The organism is Pedomonas mirosovicensis (assembly GCF_022569295.1).
Classification (GTDB): Bacteria; Pseudomonadota; Alphaproteobacteria; order Sphingomonadales; family Sphingomonadaceae; genus Pedomonas; species Pedomonas mirosovicensis.
The window spans coordinates 366,561-383,898 of record NZ_JAKFIA010000001.1; the positions used below are offsets into that span (position 1 = coordinate 366,561).

The window sequence follows — 17,338 nt, forward strand, 5'->3', positions numbered from 1 at the left end:
AGGAGAAACGGGCGCGTGGCCGAAACCCTCGTTCTCATCGATTACGGCTCGGGCAACCTGCGCTCCGCCGCCAAGGCGTTCGAGCGGGCGGCCGCCGACCTTGGGCTGGACACGCAGGTGAAGGTCTCCGGCGCGCCGGAAGACATCTCAAGCGCGGACCGCCTCGTGCTGCCCGGCGTTGGGGCCTATGGCCAGTGCTCGCGGGCGTTGCGCTCCATTCCCGGCCTCGAAGACGCGCTGGTGGAAACCGTTCAGGCGAAGGCCCGCCCGTTTCTCGGTATCTGCGTTGGGATGCAGCTGCTCGCCACACGCGGGCTGGAGCACGGCGAACACGCAGGGCTGGGCTGGATTCCGGGCGAGGTGGTGCCGCTTGAACCCGCCGACCCGCAGCTGAAGATCCCCCACATGGGCTGGAACACCGTGAGCCTGACCGAGGGCGGCGCAGCGCACCCGGTGTTCTCCCGGCTTCCCGACAACGGCTTTGCCTACTTCGTCCACAGCTATCACTTCCGCGCCGCAAGCGAGCCTCACGTGCTCGGCCGCACCGACTACGGCGGGCCCGTGACGGCGCTGGTGGGGCGGGACACCATGATCGGAACCCAGTTCCACCCTGAAAAGAGCCAAGGCTACGGCCTTGCCCTGCTGCGCGCCTTTCTGGAGTGGCGTCCATGACCTGCACCCCTTTCCGCATCTTCCCCGCCATCGACCTCAAGGGCGGTCAAGTCGTCCGCCTGCGCGAGGGGCTGATGGATCAGGCGACCGTCTTCGCCAATGACCCCACCGCCCCCGCCGCCGACTTTGCGAAAGCCGGGGCCGAGTGGCTGCACATCGTGGACCTCGACGGCGCGTTCGCGGGCCACGCGGTCAATGCAAAGGCCGTTGAGGCTATCTTACGCACCTTCCCCGGCAAGACCCAGGTCGGCGGCGGCATCCGCGATATGGAAGGCATCGAGCGCTGGCTGGGGCTGGGCGTCGAGCGCGTCATCATCGGCACGGCGGCGCTCAAGAACCCGGAGCTGGTGAAGGCCGCCGCGAAGCAATACCCGAACCGGATCGTCGTCGCGGTGGATGCGAAGGACGGCATGGTGGCGACGGACGGCTGGGCCGCCGTGTCGGATGTTTCCATCGTCGAGCTGGCCAAGCGCTTCGAGGATGCGGGCGTCGCTGCCGTGCTGTTCACCGACGTGGGCCGGGATGGCCTGCTCAAGGGCGTGAACCTGGAGGCGACCGTCCAGCTTGCGGAGGCGACCAGCCTTCCCGTCATCGCCTCGGGCGGCGTTGCAGGCATTGAAGACATCGAGGCGCTGGTGAAGGCCGCCGCCACGGTGCGCGGCACGCTGGAGGGCGTCATCACCGGCCGGGCGATCTACGACGGCCGCCTCGTGCTGGAAGACGCCCTGCAACTGGCGAGAGCGGCATAGGCCATGCTGACCAAGCGCATCATCCCCTGCCTCGACGTGAAGGACGGCCGCGTCGTCAAGGGCGTGCAGTTCGTCGATCTCATCGACGCAGGCGATCCGGTCGAGCAGGCCAAGGTCTACGACGCGGCTGGCGCGGATGAACTCTGCTTCCTCGACATCACCGCCTCCTCCGAGAACCGGGGCATCCTCCTCGATGTGGTCGCCCGCACGGCGGAGGCGTGCTTCATGCCGCTGACCGTCGGCGGCGGCGTCCGCACGGCGGAAGACGTGCGCCGCCTGCTGCTGGCAGGGGCTGACAAGGTTTCGCTCAACACCGCCGCCGTCAACCGGCCGGAGGTGGTTCGGGAGCTGGCCGAGCAGTTCGGCAGCCAGTGCATCGTGGTGGCCGTGGACGCCAAGCGCGTCGGCGACCACTGGGAGATTTTCACCCACGGCGGCCGCCGGGAGACCGGCATCGATGCGGTCGCCTTCGCCAAACAGGTCGCCTCGCTGGGTGCGGGCGAGATCCTGCTGACCTCCATGGACAAGGACGGCACCAAGAGCGGGTTCGACAACGCGCTCGTGCGCGCCGTCTCCAGCGCCGTGCCGGTGCCGGTCATCGCCTCGGGCGGGGTCGGCACGCTGGAGCATCTGGCCGAAGGCGTGATCGAGGGCGGGGCGAATGCCGTGCTTGCCGCCTCCATCTTCCACTTTGGCACCTACACCATTGCCGAAGCCAAGGCGCACATGGCCTCCCGCGGCATTCCGGTCCGCCTGTAGACCGATCTGGAGCCCACATGACGAATACGCCCGACTTCCTCGCCGAGCTTTACGCCACCGCCATTGCCCGCAAGGGGGCGGACCCCGAGAGCAGCTATGTGGCGAAGCTCTACGCCAAGGGCCGGGCCAAGATCGCGCAGAAGGTGGGCGAGGAAGGGCTGGAGACAGCCTTGGCGGCCGTGAGCGAGGACCGCGCGGCGGTCGTCGCCGAATCCGCCGACCTGCTGTTTCACCTTGCCGTGCTGTGGGCCGAGTGCGGCATCGACCCCGCCGACGTGGCGGCTGAGCTGGCGCGGCGCAAGGGCACATCGGGACTTGTCGAGAAAGCCAACCGGAAGGAGTGAGGCACATGGCCGTTGATGCGCGTTCGACCTACGACACCAACAACATCTTCGCCCGCATCCTGCGCGGCGAGATTCCGTGCAAGAAGGTCTATGAGGACGAGTTCGCCCTCGCCTTCCACGACATCAACCCGCAGGCGCCCACCCACGTGCTCGTCATTCCGAAGGGCGAGTACGTCTCCATGGTAGACTTCACCGCCAACGCCCCCGAGTCCCTGATCGCTGGCTTCTTCAAGGCGGTCGGCAAGGTGGCCGATGAGCTGGGCCTTGTGGACGGCGGCTACCGCATCCTCGCCAACGCCGGGGTGAACGCCCATCAGGAGGTGCCGCACCTGCATGTTCATATTTTTGCAGGCGCTCCCCTCGGGCCGATGCTCGCCCGCAAGGCCGGCTGACGCATGGTCTAAGCCGAAACGATTGCGCGGAAGGGCGCCTTTTCGGCCCCTCCCGCCAGCCATTGAAATTTTATGTCTTTACGACGTCGCTGGCCTCGCTAGCTTGGGACGCGCGAAAACTTACAAGCAATAAAACCCCGGATGCGGGGAGGAGACGGAAAACATGAACTGGCGGGTAAAGCCGCTCGAGCAGATCATCGAGGGGGCAGGCCGCAAAAGCCTGCATCGATCGCTCGGCGCATTCCAGCTTACCATGCTCGGCATCGGCGCCATCATCGGCACCGGCATCTTCGTGCTGACGGCCGTCGGCGCGGAACGTGCCGGACCGGGCCTGATGCTTTCATTCATCATCGCGGCCACCGTGTGCGGCTTTGCCGCCCTGGCCTACGCCGAACTGGCGGCCATGGTGCCGGTGGCCGGCAGTGCCTACACCTACTCCTACGCCGTGCTGGGCGAAGTCGTCGCCTGGCTTGTCGGCTGGTGCCTTATCCTTGAGTATGCCGTGGCGGCCTCCGCCGTGGCGGTGGGCTGGTCCGGCTATGCCGTGGGATTCCTTGAATCCGTTGGGATGCCGCTGCCGCACGCCCTTACGGTCGGCCCGCACGCCGGGGGCATCATCAACCTGCCCGCCGTGTTCATTACGGTCGTGGTCAGCGCGCTCCTGATCGTCGGCACGCGCGAAAGCGCCACCGTCAACGCCATTCTGGTGGCGATCAAGATTGTCGCGCTGGTGCTCTTCATCGGCCTCGCCGGCCCGCACATCGAGCCCGCGCACTTCCAGCCGTTCATGCCGTTCGGCTTCTCGGGCGTCATGGGCGCGGCGGCCCTTATCTTCTTCGCGTACGTCGGCTTCGATGCCGTCTCCACCGCCGCCGAGGAAACCAAGGACCCCAACCGCAACGTGCCCATCGGCCTCATCGGCTCGCTGGTCATCTGCACCCTGTTCTACGTGCTGGTCACCGCCGGCGCCGTCGGCGCCCTGCCCTACACCCAGCTGATCGGCAACACCGAGCCGCTGGCCCATGTGATGCGCATGCTGGGCTATGACAGCGTCGCCCAGCTGATCGGCGTCGCCGCCATCGTCGCCATGCCGACCGTCATCCTGATGATGCTGTTCGGCCAGACCCGCATCTTCTTCGTGATGGCCCGCGACCGCATGCTGCCGGACGTCTTCGCCCAGGTGCACCCGCGCTTCAAGACGCCGCACGTCGTCACCATGCTGACCTGCGTGTTCGTGGCCGCCGTCGCCGGCTTCTTCCGCGTGGACGAAATCGCCGAGCTGTCCAACACCGGCACGCTGTTCGCCTTCATCTGCGTGTCCCTCGGCGTCATGGTGCTGCGCCGCACCCAGCCCGACCGGCACCGGCCGTTCCGCTGCCCGAGCGTGTGGTTCGTCGGCACCGCCTCGATCATCGGCTGCGCCTACCTGTTCATCAGCCTGCCGGGCCACACCATCGAGCGCTTCTTCGGCTGGGTCGCCATCGGCGTCGTGGTCTACGCCCTCTATGGCTACCGTCGCAGTCCGCTGCGCGAGGGAGCCTCGGCCAGCGAGGCCGCCTAAGCCTCAGCGCCGTAAGGCCTGACACGAGAAAGCCGGCGTGCGGGGAGGCACGCCGGCTTTTTCTTTGGTTCTTCCCCCTGCGCGGAGGCGCGCAAACTTCAGAGTCCCCCCAGCCCCCTTACCCCAGACGCGCCGCGACCATCGCCTTCAGGTCGGCCTCGGGCCGCGCGCCCACGTGGCTGATAACCTCGGCGGCGGCAAGGCAGCCCATGGCGCCGCAGTCGGCAAGGCTCCGGCCGGCGGTGAGGCCGTGGAGGAACCCGGCGGCGAACAGGTCGCCCGCGCCGGTGGTATCCACCACATGCACGCCCGCAATCACCTGCACCTCATGCCGCTCCGCACCCGCGAGCACCCATGCGCCCTTTTCGGAGCGGGTGATGGCGGTGATGGCGCAGTCCGTTGCTGCCTGTGCGGCGGCGGTGTGGGCGTCTCCGGTCTGGTAGAGGGATTTGATCTCCGCCTCGTTGGCGAAGAGGATGTCCACGTGATTGCGGACCAGCTCCAGAAACTCCGCCCGGTGCCGGTCCACGCAAAAGCTGTCGGACAGGGTGAAGGCCACCCGGTTGCCCGCCGCCTTGGCCATGCCGATGGCGTCCAGAATGGCCTGCTTGGCCTCCGGCGCATCCCACAGGTAGCCCTCGACGTAAATCACGTCGGCGCGCTCGATCTGCTCCCGGTTGAGATCGCTGGAATTGAGCCGGGTGGAGGCGCCCAGAAACGTGTTCATCGTGCGCTGGCCGTCCGGCGTGATGAAGATGAAGCAGCGCGCCGTCGCCAGCCCGTTGGTGGCGGGCGCGGTCTTGTACTCCACCCCTTGCGCCCGGATGTCGTGAGTGAACACCTCGCCCAGCTGGTCATCGCGCACCCGGCCGATGAAGCCGACGCGTGATCCCAGCGCCGCCAGCCCCGCCGCCGTGTTGGCCGCTGCGCCGCCGGAGATTTCCTTGGCCGGGCCCATCTGGCCGTAGATCTCCTCGGCCTCCTCCTCGCTGATGAGGCGCATGGAGCCCTTCACCATGCCCTTGTCATGAAGGAAGGTATCATCCGTCTTGGCCAGCACATCAACGATGGCATTGCCGATGGCAAGTACATGCAGGCGATCCGTCACGCTCGTCCTTTCTGGTTTTTCAACCGTTGCTTGCCCTTGAGTAATGGTACGGGGTCCACCGGGCAACTCTGGAGAGCTTGGGGCGCCAACAGGGCAGCAGGAGTTGACGGCGGCGGCCCGCTCCGCCACTCTCGCCGGCGATGCTTCGCGCCCTTGCCCTTTCCGTCGCCCAGCTTTCCGACCGGCGCTTCCTGCGGATTTTCCTCGCCGCCACCGGCCTCGCGCTGGTGCTGTTCGGCCTGCTGTGGTGGGGAATAGACTGGGGCCTTGCCGCCGTTTCCACCACCGGCTGGCCCGCCTGGCTCGCCCGCGCGTGGGGCTGGCTGGAAAATGCCCTGGCCATCCTCGGCCTGCTTGCCGCCCTCTGGTTCCTGTTTCCCGCCGTTGCCACCGGCATCATGGCCCTGTTTCTCGACAGCGTGGTCGATGCGGTGGAGGACCGCCACTACCCGGCGGACCGCGCCCCGCGCGACCCCAGCCTCGCCGAGAACGCGCTGCTCGGCCTCCGCTCGTTCCTGCGGCTGGTGGGCTACAACCTGCTCGCCCTGCCGCTCTACATCTTCCTGCTGTTCACGGGCCTGGGCCCGCTCATTCTGTTCCTTGCCATCAACAGCGCGCTGCTCGGGCGGGACATGATCGAGATGGTCACCGTCCGCCACCTTTCCCGCCACGAGCGGGAGGCCTTCCGCACCCGCCACGGCTGGCTCATCCTGCAGGTGGGTATCCTTACGACGCTTCTGTTCCTGGTGCCCATCGTCAACCTGTTCGCGCCGCTCATGGGAGCGGCCCTTGCCACCCATGCCTTCCACCGCACGCGCGGCGAGCGCCCTTAAAAGACCATGTTCAGGATTACCCCCATGCCGAGGCTCACCTGGCTTCCCCTCCTGCTGCTGGCCGCCGCTTGCTCGCCCATGGCGACCACCACCCGGCCCGCCACCGCGCCCGCGCCGGCCACCGCCCCGCAGAAGAAGGAACCGACCGCCTCCGCCCCGGCTACGACAGACGCCCCAAAACCTGAGCCCAAGCCCCGCGGCACCGAAGAGATTCTGGGCAAACCGGCCGAGGCCGTGCTCGCCCTTCTCGGCGCAGCCACCCTCGACCGCAGCGAAGGCACCGCCCGCCACCTCCAGTTCGGTGACGGCCCCTGCATCCTCGATGTCTACTTCTACCCCAAGACGGCGGGCACCCCGGCCGTCGCCACCTATGCGGAAGCCCGCATGGCCGATGGCCGCGACGCCGTGGCGGACGCCTGCGTCGATGCGCGCCTGCGCGAGCGAGCCACGTCCTGAGGGGCCTGAAAAGGTTGTTTTGTGAGATTTTTTGTAGGGGACTTGTCCCCTACAACCCCATTCGTTTTCCGGGCCGTGGTTCAGGTACCCGCACGGAAAGCGCGGCTCGATGAATTCTCAATCGAACATGTTTCCAGTACGCACCGGAAACGCGCTCGTAAAAACGAATGGGAGTGCAGAGGGTCCGCGACCCTCTGCAAAACTAACCCACCCACTCGCGGGCGACATCGGCATCCGTTTCGCCAGGCAGGCGGGCGGCGCGTTCCGCTTCGATCTCTGCCTCGTTCGCAAGCTGGCGGAAGGCCCACACTGCCGTTCCCCGCACCACCGGCTCGGGGTCGTCGAGCAGCGGGCGCACCCGCTTGAGAAGTGCCGGGTTGCCGCTGTTGCCTGCCGCGATGAGCGCGTTGCGGATGAAGCGGTTGCGGCCCACCCGTTTGATGGGGGAACCTGCGAACACCTGCCGAAATGAGGCGTCGTCCAGCTGCAGGAGGTCGGCAAGCGCGGGCGCGGTCAGTTCGGCGCGCGGGGCGAAGGCCAGCTCGTGCGAGGCTTGCGCGAACTTGTTCCACGGGCAGACGGCAAGGCAATCGTCGCAGCCGTAGATGCGGTTGCCGATGGCCTTGCGGAATTCGTGGGGGATCATCCCCTTGTTCTCGATCGTGAGGTAAGAGATGCAGCGCCGCGCATCCAGCTGGTAGGGCGTGGGGAAGGCCGCCGTGGGGCAGGCGTCCTGACAGGCCGAGCATCTGCCGCAGCGGTCCGCATGGGGGCTGTCGGGCGCAAGCTCGGCCGTGGTGTAGATCGCGCCCAGGAACAGCCAGTTGCCGTGTTCGCGGGAGACGAGGTTGGTGTGCTTGCCCTGCCAGCCCAAACCCGCTGCCCGCGCCAGCGGCTTTTCCATGACGGGCGCGGTGTCCACAAACACCTTCACGTCCGCCTGCGCGCCGCTTTTCCCGGTATGCTCCACGAACCAGCGGGCCAGTTGCTTCAGACGCCGCTTGATGAGGTCGTGGTAGTCGCTCCCTTGCGCGTAGACCGAGATCACCCCCACATCCGGGTGCTCCGCATGGCGCAGCGGGTCGAGCGCGGGGCCGTAGTTGGTGCCCAGCATGATGACGGAGCGCACCTCCGGCCACAGCCCCTGCGGGCTTTCGCGGTGGTGCAGCCGTTCCTCCATCCACAGCATGTCGCCGTGGCGGCCTTCGGCCACGAACGCGCGCAGCCGCTCGCCCGCCTCCGGGCAGGCGTTTGCGGGCGCAATGCCGATGGCATCAAAGCCGATGGCCTTCGCCTGCGCTTTCAGCGCGTCGGTTAGAAGTCGAGCTTCTCGTAGTAGCTCGGCGGCACGAGGCCGGGCATCCGCTCCCCGAGGAACGGACGGAAGCTCGGGCGGGACTTGATCGCCGAGTACCATTGCTTCGCCTGATCGTGCGTCTTCCAATCGATGCCGCCCAGATAATCTACCACGGAGATGTGTGCAGCAGCCGCCATGTCCGCAAGACTGAATGTGGCGCCGCCCAGCCACCGGCGATGGTCCAGCAGGTACTCGATATAATCAAGGTGAGTTTCGATTGCCTGGTGGGCCTGCCGCAGCAACGTGGTGTTGGGCGGCTGGTGGGTGACGAGCCGGTTGTACATCCGCTCCTGCAAGAGGATGACCCCCACCTCGGCGAAGAACTTCTGGTCGAACCAGGCCACCACCCGGCGCACCTCGGCCCGCTCCAGCGGCCCGGAGCCCAGCACCGGGCTCTCCCGCACCGTTTCCTCGAAATACTCAATAATCGCCGCTGAGTCGCACAGCACGCACTCGTTGTCCTTCCAGGCGACGACCGGCGTCTGCCCCGCCGGGTTCATCTGGAGGAAGGCGTCGCGCCCCTGCCACGGGTATTCATCCACCAGTTCGAAGCTCACGCCCTTCTCGGCCAGGGCCAGCCGAACCTTCCTGGAGAATGGACAAAGCGTATATTGGTAAATCCGCCACATAGGGCCGCCAACATAGCCGCCCGGTCCCGCAACGGGAAGGGCGCGTGATGCAGGTTGAGCGCCTGAACCGCCGAATTTTTTCGAACGAAGGTTGGAAGTTTTAATGCAAGGGTCGCGGACCCCTGCACCCTATTCGTTTTCAGGACCGCGCTGACCGTGCGTGCGCCAGAAACGCGGCCCGATAAGGAAAGGGGGATCGCCAAGGGGCCCCGCGACCCCCTTGGCAAAGAGCCCCTTACTCCGCCGGAACGCTGAGCGCCGTCTCGAGCGGCGTGTCGCTCAGCGGGTGAGCAATGCGGGAGACCATTTCCTTCGGGCACACCTGCCAGAAGCGGCCACGCTCTGCCTGCCAGTTGTGCAGCAGTTCCGCCGCCCAGCGGGAGCCGGTCTCGGCCACATGCTCCTCGATAAGCGCCTTCAGAACGCCTTCCCAGTGGGCGGAGGCGAGCCGCTGGTAGACCACCGATTCGTCGTTCACCCGCTCGTGGAAATTATCGAAGCGGTCGTAGACAAAGGCCATGCCGCCGGTCATGCCCGCCGCGAAGTTGTCGCCGACGCTCCCCAGGATCACCGCCGTGCCGCCGGTCATGTACTCGCAGCCGTTTGCGCCGCAGCCCTCGACCACCACCGTCGCGCCGGAGTTACGCACCGCGAAGCGTTCGCCCGCCTGGCCGGCGGCGAACAGCTTGCCGGAGGTCGCGCCGTAGAGCACGGTGTTGCCGATGATAGTGTTGTCCTGCGTGTCCAAGGGGCTCGAGACCATCGGCCGCACCACGATGGTCGCGCCCGAGAGGCCCTTGCCCACATAGTCGTTGGCATCGCCGAATACTTCCAGCTTCAGGCCCTGCACCGCGAACGCGCCGAGCGACTGGCCGCAGGTGCCGCGCAGGCGCACGGTGACGTGGCCCGGCTGCAGGCCGGTCATGCCGAACTTGCGGACGAGGTGGCTGGAGAAGCGCGTGCCAATGGCGCGCATGGTGTTCCGCACCGAGTAGGTGAGCTGCATCTTCTCACCCCGCGTGAACACCGCCTGGGCATCGGCCAGCATCTGGGCGTCCAGGCTGTCCGGCACCGGGTTGCGGTGGGTCGGGATGTTGAAGCGGCGCTTCTCCTGCGGGGCGTCCACCTTGGCGAGGATCGGGTTGAGGTCGAGGTCATCGAGGTGTTCCGCGCCGCGCGAGATCTGGCGCAAGAGCTCGGTGCGGCCCACCACCTCGTTCAGCGACTTGACGCCGAGGCGGGCGAGGATCTCGCGCACCTCTTCCGCGATGAAGGTGAAGAGGTTCACCACCTTCTCCGGCGTGCCCTCGAACTTCTTCCGCAGCGCCTCGTCCTGCACGCACACGCCCACCGGGCAGGTGTTGGAGTGGCACTGGCGCACCATGATGCAGCCCATGGCCACCAGCGACAGCGTGCCGATGCCGAACTCCTCAGCGCCCAGGATGGCGGCGATGACGATATCACGGCCGGTCTTGAGGCCGCCGTCGGTCCGCAGCTTCACCCGGTGGCGCAGACCGTTGAGGGTAAGCACCTGGTTGACCTCGCTGAGGCCCATCTCCCACGGCGTGCCTGCGTACTTGATCGAGGTCTGCGGGGAAGCGCCCGTGCCGCCCACGTGGCCGGAGACCAGAATGGCGTCCGCGTGCGCCTTGGCGACGCCCGCCGCCACGGTGCCGATGCCGGCCGAGGAGACCAGCTTCACGCACACCCGCGCATCGGGGTTGATCTGCTTCAGGTCGTAGATGAGCTGGGCCAGATCCTCGATCGAGTAGATGTCGTGGTGCGGCGGCGGCGAGATGAGGGTGACGCCCGGCGTCGAGTGGCGCAGGCGGGCGATCATCTCGGTCACCTTGAAGCCGGGCAGCTGGCCGCCCTCACCGGGCTTGGCGCCCTGCGCGACCTTGATCTCCACTTCCTCACAAGCGTTCAGGTATTCGGCGGTGACGCCGAAGCGGCCCGAGGCCACCTGCTTGATCGGCGAGTTGGCGTTGTCGCCGTTGCCGTAGGGCTTGTAGCGCACCGAATCCTCGCCGCCCTCGCCCGAGACAGACTTGGCGCCGATGCGGTTCATGGCGATGGTCAGCGTCTCGTGCGCCTCTGGGCTGAGAGCGCCCAGCGACATGCCCGGCGTGATGAAGCGCTTGCGGATTTCGGTGATGGATTCCACCTCCTCCAGCGGCAGCGCATCCTTCGCCCAGTTAAATTCAAGCAGATCACGAAGGCTTACCGGCGGCAGGTCGCGCATCCCGCGCGAGAACTGGAGGTAGGTCTGGTAGCTGTCCGTCGCCACCGCCGTTTGCAGCGTGTGGATGAGCTGGCCCTGGTAGGCGTGCAGCTCGCCCCCGGCGCGGTAGCGATAGAGGCCGCCCACGGGAAGGGTCACGACGTCCTCGTTGAACGCCTTCTCGTGCTTCTCCATCACGTTGCGGTAGATGGAGGTAAGGCCCATGCCCGAGATTTTAGTGGGCATGCCGGGGAAGAACTCGTTCACCAGCGCGCGGGAGAGGCCCACCGCCTCGAAGTTGTAGCCGCCCCGGTAGGACGAGATGACCGCGATGCCCATCTTGGCCATGATCTTGAGGAGGCCGTCGTTCACCGCCTTGCGGAAGCGGGCGACGCACTCGTCATAGGCCACGGTGCCGAACAGGCCGCGGGCGTGGCGGTCGGCGATCGCCTCCTGGGCGAGGTAGGCGTTGACCGTGGTCGACCCGACGCCGATCAGCACGGCGAAATAGTGGGTGTCGAGGCATTCGGCCGAGCGCACGTTGATGGAGGCGAAGGTCCGCAGGCCCTTGCGGACGAGGCTGGTGTGCACGCCCGCCGCCGCCAGGATCATCGGCAGCGCAGCGCGGTCCTTGGAGACGGCCTCATCGGTCAGGAACAGCTGGCTCTTGCCCGAGCGCACGGCGCGCTCCGCCTCGGCGCGGATGCGGGCGATGGCCTCCTTCAGCCCCTCGGGGCCGGAGCCCGCCGGGAAGGTGCAGTCGATCACCTGCGCGGCCTCGCCGAAGTGGTGAAGCAGCGCTTCCCACTCACCGTTGGTGATGACCGGGCTGTCCAGCACCATCACGTCCGGCTGGCGCGCGTCGCGGTCCAAAACGTTGGCGAAGTTGCCGAAGCGGGTCTTGAGGCTCATCACGCCGACTTCGCGCAAGCTATCGATCGGCGGGTTGGTGACCTGGCTGAAGTTCTGCCGGAAGAAGTGGCTGAGGCAGCGCGGATTGTCAGAGATGACGGCCAGCGGCGTGTCATCGCCCATGGAGCCGATGGCTTCCTTCGCGTCCTCCACCATCGGGTGCAGGATCAGCTCCAGGTCTTCCAGGGTGAGGCCGGAGGCCACCTGCCGCTGGCGCAAGCTGTCCCGGTCCAGCCGCGCCGGCTCGCCCTCGCCCTGGGGCAGGATGTCCGACATGGTGCGGAAGTCCTTCACCCACTCGGCATAGGGCTGCTCGTCCGCGATGCGGTCCTTGATGGCGCTGTCGTGGTAGAGCTTGCCCTCGTCCAGATCGACGGCGATCATCTTGCCCGGCCCGAGGCGGCCCTTCTCCTTCACGCTGGTCTCGGGCACGAGCACCATGCCCGCCTCCGAGCCGGCGATCAGCAGGCCATCGGTCGTCAGGGTGTAGCGCAGGGGCCGCAGCGCGTTGCGGTCGACACCGGCCACGACCCAGCGGCCGTCGGTCAGCGCCAGCGCGGCCGGGCCGTCCCACGGCTCCATCACCGAGTTGAAGAAGGCATACATGTCCTGATGGTTGGCGGGCATGGAGGCCTTGTTGGACCACGCCTCCGGCACCATCATCAGCTTGGCGGTGGGGGCATCGCGGCCGGCGCGCACGATGGCCTCGAACACCGCGTCGAACGCCGCCGTGTCGGACGCGCCCGAGGGGATCACCGGCTTGATGTCCTCCGAGTACTCACCGAAGGCGAGGCTCGCCATGCGGATCTCGTGGGACTTCATCCAGTTGGTGTTGCCGCGGATGGTGTTGATCTCGCCATTGTGGGCGACCATGCGGAACGGCTGGGCCAGCCACCACTGCGGGAAGGTGTTGGTCGAGTAGCGCTGGTGGTAGATGGCGAAGCGCGAGACGAACCGGTCATCCGTCAGGTCCGGATAGAAGACCGACAGCTCCTCCGCCAGGAACAGGCCCTTGTAGATGATCGACCGGCTCGACAGCGAGCAGATGTAGAAGCCCGAGATCTGCGCGGCGATGATCTTCTTCTCGATACGGCGGCGGATGAGGTACAGCTGGCGCTCGAAGGTCGCCTGGTCCTCGTCCTCCCGGTCGTTGTAGATGAGGATCTGCTCGATTTCCGGGCGGGACAGCGCCGCCTTCTGGCCGATGACGCTCGTATCGACCGGCACCTGACGCCAGCCGTAGATGCCGTAGCCGAAGTCGATGATCTCGGACTCGACGATCTGACGGCAGGTTTCCTGATCGCCCATGCTGGTGCGCGGCAGGAAGATCATGCCGACGGCGAACTGGCCGGGGCGCGGGGTGTGGCCGGTGTTCTCGATATGCTCCTCGAAGAAGCCGCGCGGCAGCTCCAGATGGATGCCCGCGCCGTCGCCGGTCTTGCCGTCGGCGTCCACCGCGCCGCGGTGCCAAACCGCCTTCAGCGCCTCGATGGCAGCCGTGACCACCCGGCGGGACGGCTTGCCGTCCACCGCGGCGACGAGGCCGACGCCGCAGCTGTCGTGCTCCTCGTCCTGGCGGTAGAGGCCTTCGCGCTCCAGCCGCTCACGCTCGGCTTCCATCCAGGCAACGATGTTGGTCTTCTCGGTCATGTGGCGCTCCTGTGCGCTCTGAAATCTGAACAGGTCTGCTGAAGAACGGGAGCTGGGGCTCAGGCTGCTTTCGCTTCCACCTGCGCCGCCAGATAGTCGTGCATGGCCCGCGCCGCGTCGCGGCCGTCGCGGATGCCCCACACGACGAGGCTCGCGCCGCGCACGATGTCGCCCGCGGCGAACACGCCGTCGAGGTTGGTCATCTGCGTCTGGTGGTTCACCCGCACCGTGCCCCAGCGGGTCACGCCCAGCTCCGGAGCATCAAACAGCACCGGCAGTTCTTCCGGCTCGAAGCCCAGCGCCTTGATGACCAGATCCGCCTCCATGCGGAACGCGGAGCCCGGCTCCGGCTCGGGCAGGCGGCGGCCGGTGGCATCGGGCGAGCCGAGGCGCATGCGGATCACCTGCACCGCCTCTACCTTGTCCTTGCCGTGGAAGGCTTCCGGCGCGGAGAGCCACACAAACTCGACGCCCTCTTCCTCCGCGTTCTTCACCTCGCGCATGGAGCCCGGCATGTTCTCCTTGTCGCGGCGATAGAGGCACTTCACCGACTTCGCGCCCTGGCGGATGGCGGTGCGGACGCAATCCATCGCCGTGTCGCCGCCGCCGATGACGACCACGTTCTTGCCCGCGGCATTGAGCGTGCCGTTCTCGAACGCGGGCACGGTGTCGCCCAGCGACAGGCGGTTGGAGGCGGTCAGGTACTCCAGCGCGGGCACGATGCCGGCAAGGCCGCTGCCGGGGGCCTTCAGGTCGCGCGCCTTGTAGACGCCGGTGGCGATCAGCACCGCGTCGTGGCGCTCGCGCAGCTGGGCGAGGGTTGCATCCTTGCCCACCTCGAAGCTGGTGTGGAAGATCACGCCGCCGTCGGCGAGGCGCTGGGTGCGGCGCTGCACCACGTCCTTCTCCAGCTTGAAGCCGGGGATGCCGTACATCAGGAGGCCGCCGGGGCGGTCGTGCCGGTCGTAGACATGCACCTCGTAGCCCTTCACGCGCAGCTGCTCGGCGGCGGTGAGGCCCGCCGGACCCGCGCCGATGATGGCGACGGACTGGGAGGAGCGATCCGCCACGGGCTGGAGCGGCTTCACCCAGCCCTCTTCCCACGCGGTGTCGGTGATGAACTTCTCCACCGAGCCGATGGTGACCGAGTTGAAGCCCTTCTCGATGACGCAGTTGCCCTCGCACAGCCGGTCCTGCGGGCAGATGCGGCCGCAGATCTCCGGCATGGACGAGGTGGCGGAGGAAACCTCATAGGCTTCCTCGAGGCGGCCCTCGGCGGTCAGCTTCAGCCAGTCGGGGATGTTGTTGTGCAGCGGGCAGTGCACCGAGCAGAAGGGCACGCCGCACTGGGAGCAGCGGCTGGCCTGCTCGGTCGCCTTCTCGGCGATGTAGCCGCCGTAAATCTCAAGGAAGTCGCCCCGCCGTTCCTCGGCGGACCGTTTGTCCGGATAAGCCTGATCCAGGCTGACGAATTGCAGCATCTTGGACTTGGCCATGGCGCGACTCCTGTTTCTCACAAGCAATAAAAGTTCACCCGGCACCCTCCGAGGGGTCGGGTCATTGCGTGCTTAATGGAAGGTCTGCCTCTGTTCTAGGGAAAAATAAGGGGTAAGTCAGCATTGCTGACCTAAAAAGCAATAAACTTATCCAAAAGCAACGAAGCGCCCGCGACAAACCGTTGCGAGCGCTTCTCATTCCTCCCTGATTAGTACCAAATCGGACCTATTGGCCCAAAAACAGCAGAATCAGGGCCAATCCGCCTATGATGATTCGGTACCAGGCGAAGGGCGCGAAGCCGTGCTTGCCGACGAACGCCACCAGCGTCTTCACCACGGCCAGCGCCGCAAGGAAGGCCATCAGGAAGCCGATGGCGATGTATGCGCCCTGGCTGAAATCGAGCACGTCCCACTGCTTGTAGAGGTCGTAAACCGTGGCGCCCGCCATGGTCGGCACGGCGAGGAAGAAGGAGTATTCCGCCGCCGCCTTGCGCTCGACGCCCATGAGCAGCGAGCCCATGATGGTCGCGCCCGAGCGGGAGACGCCGGGGATCATGGCGAGGCACTGGACGAGACCGATCCGCAGCGACAGGCCGGGCGAGAATTCCTCGACGCGATTGAAGCGCACCCGCTTCACCATGCGCTCGATGACGAGGATCGCCACGCCGCCGATCACCAGCGCCCAGGCCACGCCCCACGGATTGTTCAGCAGCGCCTTGATGTGCTTGTAGGCGACGACGCCGATGAGCATGGCGGGCAGGAAGCCCAGCAGCACCGCCGTGGTGAAGCGCAGCGCGTCCCGGTCGCGGCGGACGAGCCCTGTGGTCACGGAGACCAGCTTTTCCCGATAGGCGAAGCAGATGGCGAGAATCGCCCCCAGCTGAATGGCGATCTTGAAGGTGTCCCCGGCGTCCTCGAAGCCGAGGAAGTGCCCGCCTAGCACCAGATGGCCGGTGGAGGAGACGGGGATGAACTCGGTAAGCCCTTCAAGGAGACCCAGAATGACGACCTTAATCAGTTCTATGCCTTCCACGGAGCCTCCCGTTCGCAACAGCAGCGTTTGCGCCGTCTTAGACCACAACAGCTTGGCAGACAAACACGAGAAGCGCGCCATCCGGCGACCCGGGCAACCGCCCGGCCGAATGGCGCGCTTGGAAAAACGGCACGAAACGGGAGCCCCGTGCGGGGTCCCTCAGCCTCAGCGCGGCTGCGCCGTGTCGATGGGCTGGGAGAACCGGCCCTTGGGGCGGTAGCGCACCAGATAGCTCGGCGCGATTGCCTCCATCGGGGTCGGCGTGATGCCGAACGCTTCCAGCCCTTGCGCGCCGGGCGCGGTCACATTGTCCTTCTGCAGCATCATGAGCTGATCGGTGGTCAGCGGCGCATTGGGCAGCAGGCCCAGCAGCGATGCCTGAACCTTGGCGAGCGCATCGGGGATGTTCACCAGCTCTTTCTTGCACATGATCTCTTCGCGCACATAGGCCATGACCTCGCGCATGGTGAGCACGCTCGGCCCGCCCAACTCGAAGGTCTTGCCGGCGTAGCGCACCGGATCATGCAGCGATGCGACGATGGCCTCGGCCACGTCGCCCACGTAGACCGGCTGGAAGCGGGTCTTGCCGCAGATCACCGGCACGATGGGCAGCATCTTGATGAGCCCGGCAAAGCGGTTGAGGAAGCCATCCTCCGGGCCGAACATCACCGAGGGGCGCACGATGGTCGCCTTGGGGAAGGCCTCGCGCACCCGCGCCTCGCCGAGGCCCTTGGTGCGGGCATAGCCGGCCTGCGATTCGGGGTCCGCGCCGATGGCGGAGACATGCGCCAGCCCCAGGCAGCCGGCCTGCGCCGCGGCACGCGCCACGTTGGCCGCACCTTCAACATGGATCGCATCGAACTTCTGGTGCCCGGCTTCCGACAGGACGCCCACCAGGTTGATGACGGCGGTGGAGCCCTCCACGGCTTTTGCCACCGACTGGGGGTCACGCACGTCGGCGTAGACCAGTTGAATCTGTCCGATATGCCCCAGGGGCTTCAGAAACGCGGCCAGATAGGGTTTGCGAACCGCGACGCGCACCCGGTGCCCTTGGGCAGCCAGCCGCTGCACCACATGCCGGCCCAGAAAACCGGACCCGCCGAACACCGTGTACAGACCATAAGCCATGGATATTGCCTCCGGGAGAGACTGTGAAACGAGAG

The 17,338-nt window shown here is 66.7% G+C and carries 15 protein-coding genes; 8 read left to right on the forward strand and 7 right to left on the reverse strand.

Going from position 1 to position 17,338, the window contains the following annotated elements:
- The first annotated feature begins 15 nt into the window (after positions 1–15).
- The 6 genes from hisH to L0C21_RS01770 all read left to right on the forward strand — a co-directional run bounded on the left by hisH (position 16) and on the right by L0C21_RS01770 (position 4,477).
- Positions 16–672: an imidazole glycerol phosphate synthase subunit HisH gene (hisH, locus tag L0C21_RS01745; RefSeq protein ID WP_259276732.1), complete on the forward strand. Its 657-nt coding sequence runs from the start codon at positions 16–18 to the stop codon at positions 670–672.
- Positions 669–1,421, forward strand: a complete 753-nt coding sequence (hisA, locus tag L0C21_RS01750; RefSeq protein WP_259276733.1) for a 1-(5-phosphoribosyl)-5-[(5-phosphoribosylamino)methylideneamino]imidazole-4-carboxamide isomerase — start codon at positions 669–671, stop codon at positions 1,419–1,421. Before hisH ends, hisA begins: the two co-directional genes overlap by 4 nt.
- Before the next feature lie 3 nt (positions 1,422–1,424).
- Complete coding sequence (gene hisF / locus L0C21_RS01755; RefSeq protein WP_259276734.1) at positions 1,425–2,180, forward strand: imidazole glycerol phosphate synthase subunit HisF; 756 nt, start codon at positions 1,425–1,427, stop codon at positions 2,178–2,180.
- A 17-nt stretch (positions 2,181–2,197) separates the two neighbouring features.
- Positions 2,198–2,524 (forward strand): phosphoribosyl-ATP diphosphatase, encoded by a 327-nt coding sequence (locus L0C21_RS01760; RefSeq protein ID WP_259276735.1) that lies wholly within the window; start codon positions 2,198–2,200, stop codon positions 2,522–2,524.
- A 5-nt stretch (positions 2,525–2,529) separates the two neighbouring features.
- On the forward strand, positions 2,530–2,916 hold the full coding sequence (locus L0C21_RS01765; RefSeq protein ID WP_259276736.1) for a histidine triad nucleotide-binding protein: 387 nt from the start codon (positions 2,530–2,532) through the stop codon (positions 2,914–2,916).
- 163 nt (positions 2,917–3,079) lie between these two features.
- The gene (locus L0C21_RS01770) at positions 3,080–4,477 is read left to right on the forward strand and encodes an amino acid permease (protein ID WP_259276737.1); all 1,398 of its coding nucleotides are present in this window, start codon (positions 3,080–3,082) and stop codon (positions 4,475–4,477) included.
- A 118-nt stretch (positions 4,478–4,595) separates the two neighbouring features.
- Here the strand turns inward: L0C21_RS01770 and L0C21_RS01775 are convergent, their stop codons facing one another.
- On the reverse strand, positions 4,596–5,585 hold the full coding sequence (locus L0C21_RS01775) for an adenosine kinase (RefSeq protein WP_259276738.1): 990 nt from the start codon (positions 5,583–5,585) through the stop codon (positions 4,596–4,598).
- A 140-nt stretch (positions 5,586–5,725) separates the two neighbouring features.
- On the opposite strand from L0C21_RS01775, the gene L0C21_RS01780 reads away from it, so the two are divergent.
- Together L0C21_RS01780 and L0C21_RS01785 are read left to right on the forward strand one after the other, a co-directional pair.
- A complete protein-coding gene (locus tag L0C21_RS01780; protein WP_259276739.1) occupies positions 5,726–6,418 on the forward strand; it encodes an EI24 domain-containing protein in 693 nt (230 codons plus the stop codon).
- A gap of 24 nt (positions 6,419–6,442) precedes the next feature.
- Entirely contained in the window at positions 6,443–6,874 is a 432-nt protein-coding gene (locus tag L0C21_RS01785) for a hypothetical protein (protein ID WP_259276740.1), read from the forward strand.
- 202 nt (positions 6,875–7,076) lie between these two features.
- Here L0C21_RS01785 and queG read toward each other — a convergent pair whose 3' ends face one another.
- The 6 genes from queG to L0C21_RS01815 form a co-directional block, all read right to left on the reverse strand.
- Complete coding sequence (gene queG / locus L0C21_RS01790) at positions 7,077–8,291, reverse strand: tRNA epoxyqueuosine(34) reductase QueG (protein ID WP_259276741.1); 1,215 nt, start codon at positions 8,289–8,291, stop codon at positions 7,077–7,079.
- Positions 8,189–8,860 carry a glutathione S-transferase family protein gene (locus L0C21_RS01795; protein ID WP_259276742.1) on the reverse strand — a complete coding sequence of 224 codons (672 nt, stop codon included), beginning with the start codon at positions 8,858–8,860 and terminating at the stop codon, positions 8,189–8,191. Before L0C21_RS01795 ends, queG begins: the two co-directional genes overlap by 103 nt.
- A gap of 235 nt (positions 8,861–9,095) precedes the next feature.
- Positions 9,096–13,646: a glutamate synthase large subunit gene (gene gltB / locus L0C21_RS01800; RefSeq protein WP_259276743.1), complete on the reverse strand. Its 4,551-nt coding sequence runs from the start codon at positions 13,644–13,646 to the stop codon at positions 9,096–9,098.
- Between the two features lie 59 nt (positions 13,647–13,705).
- Positions 13,706–15,142, reverse strand: a complete 1,437-nt coding sequence (locus L0C21_RS01805; RefSeq protein WP_259276744.1) for an NAD(P)-dependent oxidoreductase — start codon at positions 15,140–15,142, stop codon at positions 13,706–13,708.
- Positions 15,143–15,368: 226 nt separating this feature from the next.
- Positions 15,369–16,166, reverse strand: coding sequence for an undecaprenyl-diphosphate phosphatase (locus L0C21_RS01810; RefSeq protein ID WP_259278789.1), 798 nt, complete (start codon positions 16,164–16,166; stop codon positions 15,369–15,371).
- Positions 16,167–16,340: 174 nt separating this feature from the next.
- Positions 16,341–17,303, reverse strand: coding sequence for a complex I NDUFA9 subunit family protein (locus tag L0C21_RS01815; protein ID WP_259276745.1), 963 nt, complete (start codon positions 17,301–17,303; stop codon positions 16,341–16,343).
- Positions 17,304–17,338 lie beyond the last annotated feature (35 nt).